The organism is Paracoccus mutanolyticus (genome assembly GCF_003285265.1).
GTDB lineage: Bacteria > Pseudomonadota > Alphaproteobacteria > Rhodobacterales > Rhodobacteraceae > Paracoccus > Paracoccus yeei.
The window spans coordinates 1,005,395-1,020,898 of sequence record NZ_CP030239.1 but is presented as its reverse complement, the minus strand read 5'-3'; the positions used below and the strand labels follow the sequence as shown (position 1 = coordinate 1,020,898).

Sequence of the window (15,504 nt, the reverse complement as noted above, 5' to 3'; positions counted from 1 at the left end):
CGCCCCCGCTCAGCCCGACCCCGGCATGCCGGCGATCAGGATGTCGTCGCCCGCGCCGCCGCCAAGCTCGGTCGTCCCGGCCCCTGCATGGCATGTCGGCAGATCGCTGTCGCAGCACATCGGTCCCGGCAACATCGATCCGCGTCTCGCGCACGGGCCGCCGCCGATGATCAGATGGGTGATGCCACGCTCGGACGAGGAGCTGACGAACAGCGCGATCTTGCCGTCGATCACCGTCGCGCTGATGGCCGAGACATCGGCCAGCGTGCGATCGCCCCTGTCCTCCAGGGTGGCCAGATGCAGCAGCCGCCCGTCGGGCATGAGCGTAAAGACCGAGATGCCGTCGTCCCTGCCGCCGACAAAGACAAGGGCCCGCCCGTCCAGCATCACCGTCTCCAGCGCGGTGGTGCCGCTGAAGCGGGTCGTCAGTTCGTCGACGACATGGTCGGTCGGCACCAGCGTGCCGTCAGAGGTGATGCGCATGGTCGTCAGCGACGAGCTTTGCGCCGAGGCCACGATCAGGTAGGTGACCCCGGCGACCGTGACCGTGCCCAGATGCGAGGGGGCCGCGATGCCGTCGCCCCGATCCGCCCACAGGACCAGGGCATTCCCCAGGGCTCCGCTGGCGCCGACCTGCTGGATCGCGACGAAGTTGCCCATGGCCGAGGTCGTCACCATGTGTTTCGCCCGCCGACCCCGACCATCTGCATGTCGCTGAGTTCGGCGCCCTGGCCCTCGTTTCCCCAGGGGATGACGGCGCTGGCAACCCGGCTGATCGCGCCCGAGGGGTTGACCTGCCAGATGTCATAGCCGGTGGAGCCGTTGCGCGCGGAATACAGGAAATCCCCCGATGCCGACTGGAACGAACCCAGCATCGTCACGTCGCCCGGCAGCCGGCCCGCGCCCGCCAGGGACAGGCCGCCCGCCAGGTTTCCCTGGCCGTCCAGCGCAAAGCCAAGCGCCGTGCCATTGGTCAGGCCGGTGCCGAAGACCGCCGTCGTGCCGCCGATCTGGGCGACCGAGAGCTGGGGCGTGTCCAGATAACCCAGGGCCGGCGCATAGGCGCGCGACCCGGCAAGCTGCACCGCCTGGTCGGCGTCCCCCAGGCGATAGGCGCTGATCCCGCCGCCCATCTGGGTCACGGAATAAAGCATCTGGCCCGATTGGGTCTGGACGATCCGCAGGTCGGTGACGGCCGTCACGAACGGGATCTTCGACCCGAGATATGTCGCGACAAGACGATAGCTGAGCATGGCATTGGCGAAGGTTGCGAAAGGGTCAGCCCGTGGTGATACCGTGCCTGGCCCTATTCAGGCGCCATTCCGCGCGCGTCGTCATTCGCTAATCGCCCGGCATTTTATCTTTCGTTTACGTCGGTTTACGACCGCTGCGGGGTTCGAGCAGGCAGTGCCTGATCCATTTGTCATTGGCAATCAAAAGGTTGATTTCGGTTGCCGGTTTGCCGGGAATGGCCCTGGTTGCGGCCGGCGGCGGCCTTAACCAGCCTTGCCGAAAGCCGCCGGCGCGGGGCTCCGCGTCCGCAGCCGTCCCGCCAGGGCCGCGGCCCGGATGGCCCAGCTTCCCGCCCGCGTCTGGCGGTAAAGCCCCAGAGCCAGCGCGGCCGAAAGGGCCCGAGGTCCGCGCGATTCCAGCAGCGCGCCAAAACGCTGCAGGATCGCCCGGTTTTCCTGGGTCAGCAGGTCCGCCACCGGCTCGAGCGCGCGCTGGTTGCGCGCCAGCCAGTCGGCAAAGCGGCCGTCGAACAGCATCGACAGCCGCGCCGCGCGTGCCTTGGCGGTGTCGTTGCGCCCCATCAGGTTTTCGCGGTGCTGGCGGTACAGCACCACCTGCGCCGCGTCGCGGTGGATCGCCGCCCCGGCGCCCGACATCACCTGATAGACCCACCAGTCATGCGATATGACGTCGGCCGCCGATGCCGCCCCCGCCGCCGCCTGCATCAGCCGCAATGCGCCGCCGTTGGCGACCGTGGTGTTGCCCGGCAGGCAGGCCTGAACCAGCGCGTTGCGAAAGCCGAAGGGGCCGGGGAAATGCGGGGCGGGGGCCAGTTCGCGCAGGTCCTCGTCGCAGATGGTGGTTCGCGCGGCATAGACCGCTGGGCCCTGCTGCCCCTCCAGCCAGCGCGCGGCGCGGGCCAGCTTGCCGGGCCGCCACAGGTCGTCCTGGTCTGCAAAGGCGATCCAGCCCTGGGGATCGGCCTTGGCGATCAGGTGCAGGAAGTTCCGCGTGGCTCCCTGGCGCGGCCCCTGGATCACCGCGATGCGCCCCGGATGGCGCCGGGCAACGCCGTCCAGAATGTCCAGCGTCCCGTCCGTCGAGCCGTCGTCCGAGACGAGCAGTCGCCAGTCCGCCCGGCTGCTGCGCCAGGATGCTGTCCAGCTGCGGCGGCAGGAACGGGCGCCGTTATAGGTCGCCATGGCGATGGTGATGATCGAAGACAAGGCGCAATCCCGCTGCTGGCCCGCCCGACAATACCCGGCGACGAGCATGGCCATAGCCCCTGCCTGCAAGCGTGAGGCGCGCCTCCGATGCGGGAGGGTTGCAGGGGCGCAGCCGACGCTCCGCCCGCCCCGAGAACATCAGGCCCGGCTCTCCGCGCGCGGGGGCCGCGCTATTGGTCCTGCCGGGCAATGTCCTCGATCAGGACGCGCGTGACCTCGGGACCGGCGGCCTTCTGGGCGGCGGCCAGCAGCGCCTTGCGCAACCGTTCAAGGTTCGGCTCGGCGGTGAAGTTGCCGTCGAACCCCCCGGTGTTCGCCTGCACCATCAGCGCGTTCAGCAGCGCGTCGCGCAGCCGGTGTTCCCTTGCTTCGATGTCGGCGCGCTTTTCCGCGGGCATCTCGATGGTCAGGGACATGACCATCACCGCCGTCGTCGTGCCGTTGCGCAGGATCGGCACGAAGAACTGGTTCGGGAAATGGAACCAGTCCTCCGAGTCGCCGCCCGCCGCCTCTTCGCCGTGGCTCGGGGTTGCCTCGGCGGTCTCGGCCGCCGCGTCATGGCCCGCCTCGCCACCGGCCGCATCGTGGCCGCCCCCGGAGGCGGGCTCGTGGCCGGGGGCCGCGGCTTCGGCGGACGATGTCTTGTCTGCGTGCAGCATGTCGCCGCCGACCGCCCCGCCCAGAAAGGCGATCACCGGAAGGATCAGGACAAGGATCTTCTTCATCGCGCGATTCCGTTCGGGCTTAATAGGGCAGAAGGATATCGGCCACCTGCTGGCCATAGCGCGGCTGCTGCACGTCGCTGATCTGGCCGCGCCCGCCGTAGGAGATGCGGGCGCCCGCGATGCGGTCATAGGCGATCTCGTTCTTGCGCCCGATGTCCGAGGGGCGCACGAAGCCGCTGACCGTCAGCACGCGCACCTCGTATTGACGCGGACCTCCTGCGTGCCCTCGATGCGCAGGACGCCGTTCGGCAGGCGCTCGATCACGGTGGCGGCGACGCGCAGCGTGATCTTGTCCTTGCGCGAGATGTTGCCGCTGCCCTTGAAGGTCGACGATCCGCTGGCCTCGGCCAGTTCGTCCATGCTGGCGCCTTCGGGCAGGGCCTCGTCGATGCGTTGGGGCAGGCCGGCCATTGCCGGGATGCTGACCTTGTCCGAGGCGCTGCGGCTGCGGCCCGAACTGTTCTGGATCGTGGCCTGGTCGTTGATCTCGATCACCACGGTCAGGATGTCGCCCCGGTTCGCCGCGCGCCGATCGGCGACCAGCGAATTCTGCGACGTGGTCCACAGCGACGCCACCCCGTCTGGCCGCACCGGCAGCGTTTCGACGGCCAACTCGGGCGAGGTCATGGCGTCGAACTCGGCGCTTTGCTGGGCCTCGGTCATCTGGGGGACGCGCCCGACCTGGCCGACCCGGCCGCAGGCCGAGGCGCCCAGCACCAGAAGGATGGAGCCTGCCGCCAGGCAGGGGGAAAGACGGGCATTCTGCCACATGATCGGTTCCTTGTTCTAATGGACGATGACCGAGCCGTCGGCGGCGACGCGGCCGCTGACCGTGACGCGGGAGAGGTTGTTCATGACGCGGATCGTGTCGCCCAGGGCGCCGTCGCTCAGCGCGCGGCCTTCGGCCTCGATCCGCAGGGCGTCCCGGTCATAGGCCAGGACGACGATCTGGTTGCGCTCGACGATGCGGGGCGCGCGCAGGAAGGCGGGCTCGATGGGGCGTCCCTCGATGACCATGACGCGGGTTTCCTGGCCGATCATGGCCTCCATCGCGTCCAGCCCGGCGGCGCCGGCCTCGGCCAGCCGCAGGTCCTCGGGCGCAAGCACGGTGCCTGCGCGCAGGGTGCGGGCGGCCAGGACCTCGCCCGCCAGGGTGGGGGCCGGCAGCAGCGCCAGGATCAGGACCAGCACCCTCATCGGACCTGCACCGTCGCACTCAGCATCTGGTCGGCGGCAGTGATGACCTTGGAGTTCAGTTCATAGCCGCGCTGAGCCTTGATCAGCTCGGTGATCTCGCGCACCGGGTCGACGGAGCTTTCCTCGAGATAGCCTGCCCGCAGCGTGCCCAGCCCTTCCTCGCCCGGGGCGGCGACCTGGGCCGCGCCCGAGGCGGTGGTCTCGAGGAACAGGTTCGATCCGATCGCTTCGAGCCCCTTGGGGTTGACGAAGTTCGCCAGCGTGATCTGGCCCAGGTTCTCGGGTTCGACCTGGTCGTTGAAATAGGCCATCACCTCGCCCGAGGGGCTGATCGAGATGCTGCTGGTCTCTTGCGGGATGGTGATGTCGGGAACCAGCGGATAGCCGTCGGAGGTCACCAACTGCCCCTCGGCCGAGCGTTTCAGGCTGCCGTCGCGCGTATAGGCCGAGATCCCCGAGGGCATCGTCACCTCGAGATAGCCGTTCCCCTCGATCGCGACGTCAAGGTCGCCGTTGGTCTGGACCGGGGAGCCTTGGCCCAGCATGACCGTGACCGAGGCAGGGCGCACTCCAAGACCCAGCTGCACCCCGGCCGGGACCATCGCCCCGGTGGTGGCGGTCAGCGTGCCGGGCCGCGTCGCCTGCTGGTATTGCAGGTCGGCGAATTCGGCGCGACGCGGGTTGTAGCCGGTCGTCGACATGTTCGCGAGGTTGTTCGAAATGACCTCGACGCGCATCTGCTGGGCGCTCATGCCGGTGGCGGCGATCTGCAGGGCCCTCATGGATGTCTTCCTTTCATCGTGTCAGCGAGGTGATGGCCTGGCGGATGCGCTGGTCTTCCTGGTCAAGGAAGGACTGGCCCAGTTCGTAGGCGCGCTGGACCTCGATCATGCGGGCGATCTCGGTGACGGGGTTGACGTTGGATTCCTCGATGAAGCCCTGGCGGATGCGGGCGTCGTCCATCGGCTCGGGCGCGCGGCCCGGATCGAACAGCGTGCCCCCCACGTGGCGCAGGTCCGCGGGGTCGGGGCTGGCGAAGACGCCCACGCGGCCGATGGGCTGCCCGTCGGCCGAGACGGTCCCGTCCTCGCCGATGCCGACGCTGCGGGTGCCGGGCGGGATCACCACCGGAGCCTGGCCGTCGTCCAGCAGCGGATAGCCGTCGGGGTTGACCAGCTCGCCCTCGGCATTGGGCTGGAAGGCGCCGGCGCGGGTCAGACGGTTCCCTTGGGGGGTCTGGACCATGAAGAAGCCGTCGCCGTTTATGGCAAGGTCATAGGCGCCGTTCGTCAGCGTCATGCCGCCCTGGCTCAGGTCCACCATCCGGCCGCGCACATTGGCCATGGCCAGCGTCTCGCCGTTCGACTGCAGAGGGACCATGTATTCGGAAAACACCACCCCCTCGCGGCGAAAGCCGGAGGTGTTGACGTTGGCGATGTTGTTGGCGACCGCGCGCATTTCGCGCATCAGGCCGGACTGGCGGGTCAGCGAGGCATAGATGGCGTTGTCCATGGCCTCAGGACCCGGCGATCTGGGGCAGGATCTGGTCGATGAAGAACCCGGCCAGCGTCGAGGTCATGAAGCTCATGCTGACCCAGAAGACGACCAGCATCAGCCCGATCTTGGGCACGAAGGTCAGCGTCATCTCCTGCACCGAGGTCAGCGCCTGGAACAGGCCGATGACGACGCCCACGACCAGCGCCACGGCCAGCATGGGGGCCGACATCCGCACCGCGATCCACAGCGCCTGCCGGGTCAGGTCGAAGATCGGTTCTCGTCCATGGCTCAGACCGGCATCCGCAGGATTTCCTGATAGGCCTCGACCACCTTGTCGCGGATGGCGACCGCGGTCTCCAGGGCGACCTCGGCCTGGGCGATGCTTTGCACCAGCTGGTGCGTGTCGGTGGTTCCGGTCATCGCGCCGGTGGCCGAGCGGTCCACCTGCTCCATCACCCTAGCGAAATCGGCGGCGGCGTTCGTGACACCTTGCGGCAGCCCCTCGGCCGGAGAGACGGCCGGCCGGGCGCGGCTATAGGCGCTGGCGGCGTTCAGGTTGGCAATCATCGTCGTCCCCTTCAGCGGCGGATCAGGTCCAGAAGGGCGCTGCCCATCTGGCGGGATTGTTCAAAGACGCGCAGGTTCGCCTCATAGCTGCGGCTGGCTTCGCGGGCGTCGGCCACCTCGACCACCAGATCGACGTTCGAGCCGTCGTAATAGCCGTTCTCGTCCGCCATCGGGTTGGCGGGGTCATAGACCTGGGGCGGTTCGCGCTGGTCCAGCCGGGTCGGGCTGGCCTCGACCGCGCCGGTCCTGCGGCCGAAATCCATCTGCTCCTCGAAGGTCACGAGCTTGCGGCGATAGCCGGGCGTGTCGGCGTTGGCGATGTTTTCGGACACATGGCGCAGGCGGATCGCCTGTGCGCGCATGCCGGAGGCGGCCATTTCGGTGGCGGAAAGGGAATCGGTCATCACGCCCTCCGGCCAAGGCTGGTGCGGATCATCGACAGCGACGAGCGGGTGACGGCCAGCGACAGATCGAATTCGCGCCGCGCCTGGGCGGTGCGGATCATCCGTCCTCAAGCGTGACGGTGTTGCCGTTCGGCGCAGGCTCGCCCCCGGCGTCCCTTGGCTGCCCGTCGCCGCCCCAGGTGATGCCGGTCAGATGGCCGGGCTGCGTCGCGCGCAGTTCCGTCGCCACGTCGGAGCGATAGGTTTCGGCAAAGCGCCCCAGGTCCTGGGAGCGAAAGCCGGGGGTGTCGGCATTGGCGACGTTCCGGGCGATCAGCCTCTGCCGTTCCGATGCGTGCGCGGTCAGGGCGCTGGCCATCCGCAGGGTTTCGATTCGGTCAAACATCGAGGTTTCTCCTCAGTTCCGATAACCGGGTCTTAACTCCAATAGGTTTAGAAACCCTTTCGAGCTGCCCGCTTGGGGCGAAAAAAGGGGGACGGGAATGGACGGGATGCGATCGGCCGCAGCGCGGCTGCGGCAGGTGCGGCTGGCGCGCTATTTCGGGCGGGTCGGCGCGATCCAGGGGGGCATCATCCTGGTCGCGGGGCTGAACGGTCACGCGGCCCTGGGGGATCGGGTCATCTTTTCAACGGCTTCCGCCGCGCCCCTGTTCGGAGAGGTTGTTTCCCTGCTGCCCGATGCCGCGGCCGTCCTGCCCGAGGGGCCGACCGACGGGCTGTCCATCGGGATGCGGGTCGAACTGCTGTTCGCGCCCGTGCTGGCCCCGGCGGACGCCTGGATCGGGCGAATCATCGACCCTTTCGGCCAGCCCCTGGACGGGCGGCCCCTGGCCGGCGGCACGCGTGAGCGCGGCTTTCGCAGCCCGCCCCCGCCGGCCGCCAGCCGCAACCGGCTGGGGGCCCGCCTGAACACCGGGTTGGCGGTCTTCGATACCATCCTGCCCCTGGTGCGAGGCCAACGGATGGGGCTTTTCGCGGGCTCGGGCGTGGGCAAGTCCACGCTGCTTTCGGCCCTGGCCAAGGGGGTCAGCGCCGATGTGGTGGTGATCGGCCTGATCGGCGAACGCGGCCGCGAACTGCGCGAGTTCGTCGAGGAAACCCTGGGCCCCGAGGGCATGGCCCGCGCCGTCGTGGTCGCCGCGACCTCGGACCAGTCGCCGCTGATGCGGCGGCGCTGCGCCTGGGCCGCGATGACCGTGGCCGAACACTTTCGCGACCAGGGCCGGCACGTCCTGTTCCTGGCCGATTCGATCACCCGCTTTGCCGAGGCGCATCGCGAGATCGCGCTGTCCGCTGGCGAGGCGCCCAGCTATCGCGGCTTTCCGCCCTCGACCTCGCATCTGATCATGTCGCTGGCGGAACGGTCGGGTCCCGGGCCGCAGGGCGCGGGCGACATCACCGCGATCTTCAGCGTGCTGGTCGCGGGCTCCGACATGGAGGAGCCGGTCGCCGACATTCTGCGCGGCGTGCTGGACGGGCACGTCGTGCTGGACCGCGCCATTGCCGAGCGCGGACGGTTTCCGGCGGTGGATGTGCTGCGCTCGGTCTCGCGTTCGCTGCCGCATGCGGCCAGCGCGCAGGAAAACGCGCTGATCGCCAAGGCTCGCGACGCCCTGGGCACCTATGCGGAATCCGAACTGATGATTCGCGCGGGGCTTTACGCCTCGGGCGCCGATCCCAAGCTGGACGAGGCCGTCCGGCTTTACCCGGGGCTGGACGTTTTCTTCACCCGCAAGTGCCCGGATGCGCGGCAAAGCTTTCGCGCCTTGGCCGAAACCCTGGGTCTGCCGCCGCCGCGCTGAGCCGGAGGGAAAGAAAGTGCGCGATCACCGAAACGAAGGGGCATTGATGTAAGTTAAGACGTTACAACTCAGATTGCGCGCCTTGGAACGAGTTGACAATCTCCTGCGGCTCGATTGAGGGAAGACATGGCAATTACTGAATATTTCGTGCGATACCTGCAACGCCGTGATCAACTCAGCCTGTCGGACCTGGAAAGATTGCGGGCGATCAAGACCACCCATGCGGCCTTCAAGCCGGGCGAGATCATCGTGCCGAAGGGCGTTTCCCCCCGGCAAAGCTGCATGATGCTGCGCGGCATGTCGGCCCGCCAGCATATGTTGAACGACCGCCCGACCGAACGGGCGATCACGGCGCTGCATGTCCCCGGCGATTTCGTGGACCTGCACAGCTTCGTGCTGGAGTGTCTTGACCACGAGGTGGTCTCGATGGGCGCATCCGAGGTCGAGTTCATTGACCATGACGAGTTGCAGGAGATCACGGTCAATTTCCCCCATCTGACGCGGCTGCTGTGGATGTCCACCGTGATCGATGCGGCGGTCCATCGGCAATGGCTGGTGGCAGCGGCCTCGCTGCGCTCGAGCGCGCACCTGGCCCATCTTCTGTGCGAGATCTATACCCGGCTTGCCAGCGTGGGGGCGGCGCAGAACCACGTCTTCACGCTGCCCCTGCTGCAGAAGGAACTGGCCGACATCCTGGGCTATACGCCCATCCACATCAACCGCGCCGTCCGCGACCTGCGCGACGCCCGGCTGATCCGCTGGACCGGCCAGCAGGTCGAGATCCTGAACTGGTCGCGGCTGGCTCACATGGCCCGGTTCAAGCCGGATTACCTGCAGCTGGACCGGGCCCGCCGCTAGACGTTCCTATTGGCACAGCCGCCAGCCGCCCGAACGCGCCTTGATGTCCAGGTGCAGGTGGTCGCCATGCGCGGCATTCGACCCAGGGCCCAGGACAGTCGTGAAGTGCAGGCAGGCCGCGCCCCGGACCGCCGCCTGAAAGGCGGCCCCCCGGTCGCCGTCCCGGTCGCGGGGCCGGATCTCGATCCGGCTGCCGTCAGCGAAGCGGAAGGCGGCAATGTCCAGTGCGTTTCCGAAGGCGTGTTCGGACAGGTCCCGGTCCTTGTCGCCCACCGTCGCCCGGCATTGATAGGCCGATCCCGGCTCCAGCGCGGTCAGCGGGGGCTGGCCCAGCGTTGCCGCAGCCGGGCGCACGAAGTCGCGCAGCCAATGGGCCAGATGCCAGGCGGTTTCGCAGCGCATCAGGGCGCCGCCCGGGATCTCGATCCCCGGCAGGGGCGCATGCAGCAGGATCGGCCGCGCGATACCGCAATCGCGCTGGTCCGGGTCGGTGACGGGCGCGGGCTCGTCATAGACCGCGCCCAGAAGCGACAGGTCCAGCAGGCAGACGGAATGGACGAAGTCGCTTTCGCGCAATGTCTCGCGCAGCGGAGGGGCGGGCGGACCCTGTGGTTCCGGGATCGGCTCGGGCGCGGGAATGGGCGCAGGGGGCGCGGGTGCCTTGGGCTGAGGTGCGGGCTGGGGCTTTTCGGGAGGCAGGGTATCCGGCTCGGTCCGCTCGGGCCGCGCCTCGGGCCGAGGGCTTTCCGACGCCGGGGCCGCGGGTCGGGGGGCCGGTGGGCTGTCCTGAGCGCCGCCCGGGCCGGCCAACCCTGTCAGCAGAAGACCAAGCAGGGCGGCCCGCAGCATCCTATCGCGCCGGTGCAGGGGTTGCGGGGGGCAGCACCTGCGCAGGCACGGGCGCGTCCGAGGGATACTCGGGCTCCTCCGGCGCGATTTGCGGAACCTGCCGGGCGATCATTTCGTCGGCCAGCGCCTCGGCCCGGGCCAGCGCCTCGGACAGGCTGACGGCGCCGGGGCTCGGGGCGGGACGGCAGGCGCGGCGGGCGCCGGAACGGCAGGCCCGGCCGCAGCATCCGCGGCGGCGGTGCGAGGTCAGCGGGCGCCGCGGGGACGGGTTCCGCAGGGTCGGGGATGCGGCGGCGGCCGCGACGGCTCCGGTCGCCGCGACGGCCGTGGCAGGCAGGGCGCTTGCCGCCGCCCGAGCCAGGACGCCGGCCGAGCGCATCGGCGGCCGGGTCGCGGCTATCACGCTGGTCGCCAGGACCGTCGCCGCATCCGGCGCGGGCGTCGTTCCGGTCACGTCGGCGATGCTGACACCCGGGTCCAGGAACTCGACCGTCGTCACCTTGGCCTTGACCATATGGGCCAGTTCCCACGCATCCCAGTTTGTCAGCCGCACGCAGCCGTGCGACTGGTTCACGAACAGCTGCGACGGCGTCGGGGTTCCATGAATGCCATAGGTCGGCTCGCTGAGGTCGATCCAGACGTTTCCCACGGGCGCGTTGGGACCGGGCGGCACGATCAGCACGCGGTCGTTGTCGCCCTGCTTGAAATTGCGCTGCGGGTTGTAGGTATAGGTCGGGTTCAGCGCGACCGCGTTCACCACATGTGTCCCGTGTGGCGAGGGCGTGTCCGACGACCCGACCGTCGCCGGATAGTCGGCGATCAGGTTGCCGCGCGCGTCATAGGCGGCGACGCGGCGGGTCTGCTTGTCCACGATGATGCGCGTGACCGTGGCGCGGATCGGCTTGGCGGGCATGGTGACGCTGATCGTCTCGCCGGGGCGGAAGGCCATGCCGGGGTTCAGCTTGGCCAGGAACTTTTCGTCCATGTGGAACCGCTCGCCCAGCTTTTCCAGAACGCTGGTGTATCCTTGCGAGGTCATCGCCGCCTTTTCGGCATAGTCGGTCGGGATGCGGTCGACCAGCCCCTCGGCATCCTCGGGGGTGATCGTATAGGCGCTGGTCAGCGGCTCGGCGGCAAAGCCGTGCAGCAGGTCCCAGACCGCGAAATCCATCCGCCCGGTCATCGGCAGGCCCGCACGGCGCTGGAACGCCTTGATCGCGCTTTCGCTCATGCCGCCGCGCCAGCCGTCGACCACGCCGGGCGAGATGCCCGAACGGTCCAGCAGGATCTGGACCTTAGCCGTCAGCGCCGACTGGCCGGGCGGCAGGTCGCCGCCGGTGTAGGTGGCCGTCTCGATCTCGGCCGCCGAGATCGAGGCCAGGGGGCCGGGCTTGGCCGTGCCGGCGGGCGTGGTGCCGATGGCGGTGGCGGGCGGGGCAGGGGTGGCGGCGGTCTGCGCGGGCAGCGTGGCGGTCACCGCGGCGGCGCGCGCGGGGGGACGCGGCGGCGGGTTCGATTCCAGCAGCATCATCGGTTGCTGCGCCACGGCCGCCGCAGGCAGCATCGTCGCCGCAAGAAGCGTCAGGCGCATCGCTGCGCCGGCAGGGTGCTGTGGAACATGCCGGGTTCCGGTCGTCTTGCTTGGTTTCTTGTCGTTGGGGAAAGCTTTGACCCTTTGGCCCGCGCAAGGCAAGCCAAGGTTGGGCCGCCCCGGGTCGCGGATCAGACCTCGCCTTCGAACCGATGGTCCGGCGGGAAATACCGCCGGTAATGGGACACGGGCATATTGTTGAGCCATTCCAGTCGCTCAAGCATCAGGACCGGGTCGCCGACGGGGACGCCAAGGGCGGGGGCGATCAACTTGTCGTCGGCCAGCGTCACCCCCAGCGAGGTCGAGGCCCGGTTCAGCGGCACATGCCCCAGAAGCCATTCGCAGGCGCTGGTGGTCTCGAGCACATCGGCCTTCAGGCCCGGGGCCGAATAGGTGTTTGTCCAGCGTTCCTCGCAGCAATAGGGCTGGCCGTCGCCCAGAAACAGCGACCGGCTGCGCAAAAGCGTCTCGCTGGTGCGCAGCAGCATGGCGGCGGCCACGTCCGGGGGCGGCTGGTCCTCTTGCGCCGAGATCAGGCGATAGCCGTATTCGCGGCCCGCCGTCTCGATCTCGCGGCGCAGAAGCGAACGGACCAGCTGCACCTTGGGATGGATGGCGACGCGGGTGCCGACCTTGCGGCGGCGCTCGACCACGCCCGTCTCGGCCAGGGCCTGCATGGCGCGGTTCACCGTGGCGCGCGCGCATTGCAATTCGGCGGCAAGCTCGGTTTCGGTCGGGATCAGCGCGCCTTCGGCCCAGACGCCGCTTTGGATGCGCTCCAGGACGATATCCTGCACGGCCTGCCAGGTCATGCCCTTGCGCTTCTTTCCAAGCAGGGACACGGGTGAGGAGGGGACGGACGGAGAAGGGGATTCGTACATATCGGGACTGCCAATCAGCGGAGGGGGGCTATGAAAGGAAACTCGGTCTATCTGCGATTTCGCTTTGAAAATCCTGGCGAATGCATCGCGGAGGCAGGACTGTCGCCTGATACAATGTGAACTGTTCGGTTCACTTTTTGAGACTAATGGGGGGTCGAGGTCAAGACCCCTATCCGCCTAAATCCCCCGCACTGTGGCGGGCGAGTTGACAATTGCGGCACCGAGGAGGAATGTCCCGCCGATCTGCACGAGGTTTGGTCAATGGCCGACGCGACATCCTATCGGGGCGTTGCCCCCGCAACGACGGCATGGGCCGTGCTGGTCGCGATCAGCCTGTGCCACATGATCAACGACATCATGCAGTCCATGCTGGCTGCGATCTATCCGCTGCTGCGGCAGGAATTCGCGCTGTCCTATTGGCAGATCGGGCTGATGACCTTCGCCTTTCAGGTGACGGCCTCGCTGCTGCAGCCGGTGGTGGGCGCGGTGACGGACAAGAACCCGATGCCGCGTTCGCTGGCGGTGGGCATGGGCGCGACCGTGGTGGGCGTGCTGATGCTGGCGCTGGCGCATGAGTACGGCGTCATCCTGGTCTCGGTGGCGCTGATCGGCATCGGCTCGTCGATCTTCCACCCCGAGGCCACGCGGATGGCGCGCTTGCCGCGGGCGGGCGCTCGGGACGGCGCAGTCGCTGTTCCAGCTGGGCGGGAACTTCGGCACGGCGCTGGGGCCCCTGCTGGCCGCCTTCGTGGTGGTGCCGCTGGGCCGGCCCTCGATCGCGCTGTTCTCGGCCATGGCGATGCTGGGCTCGGCGTCCGTGGCGCATCGGCACCTGGGCCGAGGGCCGGCGCAAGGCCGGCGGCGCCAAGCCCGCCGCCCTGCCGGGCCTGACGCGGCGCCGGGTCATGGCGGCGATCCTGGTCTTGGCGCTGCTGACCTTCACCAAGAACATCTATACCGCCAGCATCTCCAGCTATTACACCTTCTTCCTGATCGAGAAGTTCCAGCTGGGCACGCAGCAGGCGCAGCTGATGCTGTTCCTGTTCCTGGCCGGCATGGCAGGGGGCGTGATGCTGGGCGGGCTGGTCGGAGATCGGATCGGGCCGCTCAAGGTGATCTGGTTCTCGATCCTGGGCATCCTGCCCTTTACGCTTGCCCTGCCCCATGTTGGACTGGTGGCGACGGGGGTGCTGACGGTCATCATCGGGCTGATCCTCGCCTCGGCCTTTCCGGCCATCGTGGTCTTTGCGCAGGAACTGGTGCCGGGCCGGACGGGGCTGATCGCGGGCATCTTCTTCGGCTTCGCCTTCGGCATGGGCGGGATCGCCGCCGCCGTCCTGGGCGTGGTCGCGGATGCGAAGGGGATCGAGTTCGTCTACAAGATCTGTTCCTTCCTGCCGCTGATGGGACTGCTGACGGTCTTCCTGCCACGAGTGGAACGGTTGTGAGCGCGGCGCCGGGGGCTTCGCGCCCCCGGACCCCCGCGGGATATTTGGACACGAAAGAAGCATGAGCACGATCAAGGCCCAGCCCATCACCGCGCAGGATTTCGCCCCTTTCGGCGAACTGCTGACCCCGCGCGAGGCGCCCACCAAGATGATCAACGCCGGCCGCTGCGAGCGGCATCACGCGCTTGCCACCGTAGAACGGTCGGGGGGCGAGGCGATCCTCTCGATCTTCCGGTCCGAGCCGGTGAGCCTGCCTTATGACTGCACGCTGCTGGAACGCCATCCGCTGGGCAGCCAGGCCTTCGTGCCGCTGGGGCCCGATCCCTGGCTGTCGATCGTGGCCCCGGATGAAGGCGGGCGGCCCGGTGCGCCGCTGGCCTTCCTTGTGCCCGCGGGCATGGGGGTGAACCTGCGGGCCGGGGTCTGGCACGGCGTGCTGACGCCCCTGGACCGGCCGGCCGATTTCCTGGTCGTGGACCGCGAGGGCGAGGGCCTGAACCTTGAAGAGGTCGCCATCGCCCCGGTGACCGTCACCGCATGAGCGGGCCCGACTATACGCTGGAGAGGACGCGATCCTGCGCGGTGCGCGCCATGTCGCCGGCGTGGACGAGGTCGGGCGCGGGCCGCTGGCGGGGCCGGTCACGGCCGCCGCGGTGATCCTGGACGTCCGTGCATCCCGGATGGACTGGACGATTCCAAGAAGCTGACGCCTTCCCGCCGCGGCTTGCTGGCCGAGGCGATCATGGCCCGTTGCGACTGGGCCGTGGCCCATGCCAGCGTCGAGGAGATCGACAGGCTGAACATCCTGCGCGCCTCGCACCTGGCGATGTGCCGGGCGCTGGCGGGGCTGCGCCGGCGGCCCTGCGTGGCGCTGATCGACGGCAACATGCTGCCGCGCGACCTGGACCTGCCGGGGCAGGCGGTGGTGGGGGGCGATGCGCGCTGCCTGTCGATCGCCGCCGCCTCGATCATCGCCAAGGTCTTTCGCGACAGGATCATGGTGGATTTGGCGCAACAGCATCCCGGCTATGGCTGGGACGTCAACGCCGGTTATCCGACGCCGGCCCATCGACAGGCGCTGCTGGATCTGGGGATAACCCCATACCATAGACGCAGCTTTGCGCCCGTCCACAATATCTTGTGTAAAGCCGAAATAGCAAGCTGTTGATTCAATAAAGAATTTGACGGCGAATCGGGTCTGAATCATCATTGCGGGCAACCACGGC

General features: G+C 68.5%; 19 protein-coding genes and 2 pseudogenes. 6 read left to right on the top strand and 15 right to left on the bottom strand.

The genetic code is table 11. The annotated features are described in order from the left end of the window. Window positions 1–9 precede the first annotated feature (9 nt). From DPM13_RS05595 to DPM13_RS05535, 12 genes and pseudogenes are all read right to left on the bottom strand, one after another. Window positions 10–678, bottom strand: coding sequence for a hypothetical protein (locus tag DPM13_RS05595; RefSeq protein WP_112887616.1), 669 nt, complete (start codon window positions 676–678; stop codon window positions 10–12). Then, complete coding sequence (locus DPM13_RS05590) at window positions 672–1,202, bottom strand: hypothetical protein (RefSeq protein ID WP_145963315.1); 531 nt, start codon at window positions 1,200–1,202, stop codon at window positions 672–674. The genes DPM13_RS05595 and DPM13_RS05590 overlap by 7 nt, the downstream gene beginning before the upstream one ends. A 294-nt stretch (window positions 1,203–1,496) precedes the next feature. Continuing rightward, complete coding sequence (locus DPM13_RS05580; protein WP_189654851.1) at window positions 1,497–2,507, bottom strand: glycosyltransferase; 1,011 nt, start codon at window positions 2,505–2,507, stop codon at window positions 1,497–1,499. 122 nt (window positions 2,508–2,629) lie between these two features. Then, window positions 2,630–3,184 (bottom strand): hypothetical protein, encoded by a 555-nt coding sequence (locus tag DPM13_RS05575; protein ID WP_112887613.1) that lies wholly within the window; start codon window positions 3,182–3,184, stop codon window positions 2,630–2,632. Between the two features lie 19 nt (window positions 3,185–3,203). Next, window positions 3,204–3,955: pseudogene (gene flgH / locus DPM13_RS05570) on the bottom strand (flagellar basal body L-ring protein FlgH). 15 nt (window positions 3,956–3,970) lie between these two features. Then, window positions 3,971–4,381: a flagellar basal body P-ring formation chaperone FlgA gene (gene flgA / locus DPM13_RS05565; RefSeq protein WP_112887612.1), complete on the bottom strand. Its 411-nt coding sequence runs from the start codon at window positions 4,379–4,381 to the stop codon at window positions 3,971–3,973. Next, window positions 4,378–5,163, bottom strand: a complete 786-nt coding sequence (gene flgG / locus DPM13_RS05560) for a flagellar basal-body rod protein FlgG (RefSeq protein ID WP_028718356.1) — start codon at window positions 5,161–5,163, stop codon at window positions 4,378–4,380. Before flgG ends, flgA begins: the two co-directional genes overlap by 4 nt. 13 nt (window positions 5,164–5,176) lie before the next feature. Next, window positions 5,177–5,893: a flagellar hook-basal body complex protein gene (locus tag DPM13_RS05555; RefSeq protein ID WP_112887611.1), complete on the bottom strand. Its 717-nt coding sequence runs from the start codon at window positions 5,891–5,893 to the stop codon at window positions 5,177–5,179. A 4-nt stretch (window positions 5,894–5,897) separates the two neighbouring features. Continuing rightward, window positions 5,898–6,107, bottom strand: coding sequence for a flagellar biosynthetic protein FliQ (locus DPM13_RS05550; protein WP_112887610.1), 210 nt, complete (start codon window positions 6,105–6,107; stop codon window positions 5,898–5,900). 59 nt (window positions 6,108–6,166) lie between these two features. Continuing rightward, window positions 6,167–6,445 carry a flagellar hook-basal body complex protein FliE gene (gene fliE, locus DPM13_RS05545; protein ID WP_028718353.1) on the bottom strand — a complete coding sequence of 93 codons (279 nt, stop codon included), beginning with the start codon at window positions 6,443–6,445 and terminating at the stop codon, window positions 6,167–6,169. Between the two features lie 11 nt (window positions 6,446–6,456). Then, entirely contained in the window at window positions 6,457–6,849 is a 393-nt protein-coding gene (gene flgC / locus DPM13_RS05540; RefSeq protein ID WP_112887609.1) for a flagellar basal body rod protein FlgC, read from the bottom strand. 97 nt (window positions 6,850–6,946) lie between these two features. Beyond that, window positions 6,947–7,234 carry a flagellar basal body protein gene (locus tag DPM13_RS05535; RefSeq protein ID WP_223252371.1) on the bottom strand — a complete coding sequence of 96 codons (288 nt, stop codon included), beginning with the start codon at window positions 7,232–7,234 and terminating at the stop codon, window positions 6,947–6,949. Between the two features lie 106 nt (window positions 7,235–7,340). Between DPM13_RS05535 and DPM13_RS05530 the strand changes: the two genes are divergently transcribed. Beyond that, window positions 7,341–8,651, top strand: a complete 1,311-nt coding sequence (locus tag DPM13_RS05530) for a FliI/YscN family ATPase (RefSeq protein ID WP_112888708.1) — start codon at window positions 7,341–7,343, stop codon at window positions 8,649–8,651. Window positions 8,652–8,777: 126 nt separating this feature from the next. Beyond that, the gene (locus DPM13_RS05525) at window positions 8,778–9,509 is read left to right on the top strand and encodes a Crp/Fnr family transcriptional regulator (RefSeq protein WP_028718349.1); all 732 of its coding nucleotides are present in this window, start codon (window positions 8,778–8,780) and stop codon (window positions 9,507–9,509) included. A gap of 6 nt (window positions 9,510–9,515) precedes the next feature. On the opposite strand, the gene DPM13_RS05520 is transcribed toward DPM13_RS05525, so the two are convergent. The 3 genes from DPM13_RS05520 to DPM13_RS05510 form a co-directional block, all read right to left on the bottom strand. Next, window positions 9,516–10,358: an extensin-like domain-containing protein gene (locus DPM13_RS05520; protein ID WP_112887608.1), complete on the bottom strand. Its 843-nt coding sequence runs from the start codon at window positions 10,356–10,358 to the stop codon at window positions 9,516–9,518. 1 nt (window position 10,359) lies between these two features. Next, complete coding sequence (locus tag DPM13_RS05515; protein WP_223252370.1) at window positions 10,360–11,949, bottom strand: L,D-transpeptidase family protein; 1,590 nt, start codon at window positions 11,947–11,949, stop codon at window positions 10,360–10,362. Between the two features lie 131 nt (window positions 11,950–12,080). Next, on the bottom strand, window positions 12,081–12,761 hold the full coding sequence (locus tag DPM13_RS05510) for a GntR family transcriptional regulator (RefSeq protein ID WP_223252369.1): 681 nt from the start codon (window positions 12,759–12,761) through the stop codon (window positions 12,081–12,083). 330 nt (window positions 12,762–13,091) lie between these two features. Here DPM13_RS05510 and DPM13_RS25790 point away from each other — a divergent pair, with 330 nt between their 5' ends. From DPM13_RS25790 to DPM13_RS05495, 4 genes and pseudogenes are all read left to right on the top strand, one after another. Further along, complete coding sequence (locus DPM13_RS25790) at window positions 13,092–13,721, top strand: MFS transporter (RefSeq protein WP_317616388.1); 630 nt, start codon at window positions 13,092–13,094, stop codon at window positions 13,719–13,721. Window positions 13,722–13,735: 14 nt separating this feature from the next. Then, entirely contained in the window at window positions 13,736–14,278 is a 543-nt protein-coding gene (locus tag DPM13_RS25785; RefSeq protein WP_317616387.1) for an MFS transporter, read from the top strand. Between the two features lie 61 nt (window positions 14,279–14,339). After that, window positions 14,340–14,819, top strand: coding sequence for an ureidoglycolate lyase (locus DPM13_RS05500; RefSeq protein WP_080621017.1), 480 nt, complete (start codon window positions 14,340–14,342; stop codon window positions 14,817–14,819). Further along, a pseudogene (locus tag DPM13_RS05495) lies at window positions 14,816–15,446 on the top strand (ribonuclease HII). The gene DPM13_RS05500 and the pseudogene DPM13_RS05495 overlap by 4 nt, the downstream one beginning before the upstream one ends. Window positions 15,447–15,504 lie beyond the last annotated feature (58 nt).

Bases quoted from the DNA above. Each gene is read 5' to 3' on its own strand.
- DPM13_RS05535 (WP_223252371.1), bottom strand. From the start codon at position 7,234: ATGTTTGACCGAATCGAAACCCTGCGGATGGCCAGCGCCCTGACCGCG.
- DPM13_RS05500 (WP_080621017.1), top strand. From the start codon at position 14,340: ATGAGCACGATCAAGGCCCAGCCCATCACCGCGCAGGATTTCGCCCCT.
- DPM13_RS05555 (WP_112887611.1), bottom strand. From the start codon at position 5,893: ATGGACAACGCCATCTATGCCTCGCTGACCCGCCAGTCCGGCCTGATG.
- DPM13_RS05550 (WP_112887610.1), bottom strand. From the start codon at position 6,107: ATGTCGGCCCCCATGCTGGCCGTGGCGCTGGTCGTGGGCGTCGTCATC.
- DPM13_RS05520 (WP_112887608.1), bottom strand. From the start codon at position 10,358: ATGCTGCGGGCCGCCCTGCTTGGTCTTCTGCTGACAGGGTTGGCCGGC.
- DPM13_RS25785 (WP_317616387.1), top strand. From the start codon at position 13,736: ATGGCGGCGATCCTGGTCTTGGCGCTGCTGACCTTCACCAAGAACATC.
- DPM13_RS25790 (WP_317616388.1), top strand. From the start codon at position 13,092: ATGGCCGACGCGACATCCTATCGGGGCGTTGCCCCCGCAACGACGGCA.
- flgG (WP_028718356.1), bottom strand. From the start codon at position 5,163: ATGAGGGCCCTGCAGATCGCCGCCACCGGCATGAGCGCCCAGCAGATG.
- DPM13_RS05525 (WP_028718349.1), top strand. From the start codon at position 8,778: ATGGCAATTACTGAATATTTCGTGCGATACCTGCAACGCCGTGATCAA.
- fliE (WP_028718353.1), bottom strand. From the start codon at position 6,445: ATGATTGCCAACCTGAACGCCGCCAGCGCCTATAGCCGCGCCCGGCCG.
- DPM13_RS05510 (WP_223252369.1), bottom strand. From the start codon at position 12,761: ATGACCTGGCAGGCCGTGCAGGATATCGTCCTGGAGCGCATCCAAAGC.
- DPM13_RS05530 (WP_112888708.1), top strand. From the start codon at position 7,341: ATGCGATCGGCCGCAGCGCGGCTGCGGCAGGTGCGGCTGGCGCGCTAT.
- DPM13_RS05580 (WP_189654851.1), bottom strand. From the start codon at position 2,507: ATGCTCGTCGCCGGGTATTGTCGGGCGGGCCAGCAGCGGGATTGCGCC.
- DPM13_RS05595 (WP_112887616.1), bottom strand. From the start codon at position 678: ATGGTGACGACCTCGGCCATGGGCAACTTCGTCGCGATCCAGCAGGTC.
- flgA (WP_112887612.1), bottom strand. From the start codon at position 4,381: ATGAGGGTGCTGGTCCTGATCCTGGCGCTGCTGCCGGCCCCCACCCTG.
- flgC (WP_112887609.1), bottom strand. From the start codon at position 6,849: ATGACCGATTCCCTTTCCGCCACCGAAATGGCCGCCTCCGGCATGCGC.
- DPM13_RS05575 (WP_112887613.1), bottom strand. From the start codon at position 3,184: ATGAAGAAGATCCTTGTCCTGATCCTTCCGGTGATCGCCTTTCTGGGC.
- DPM13_RS05515 (WP_223252370.1), bottom strand. From the start codon at position 11,949: ATGCGCCTGACGCTTCTTGCGGCGACGATGCTGCCTGCGGCGGCCGTG.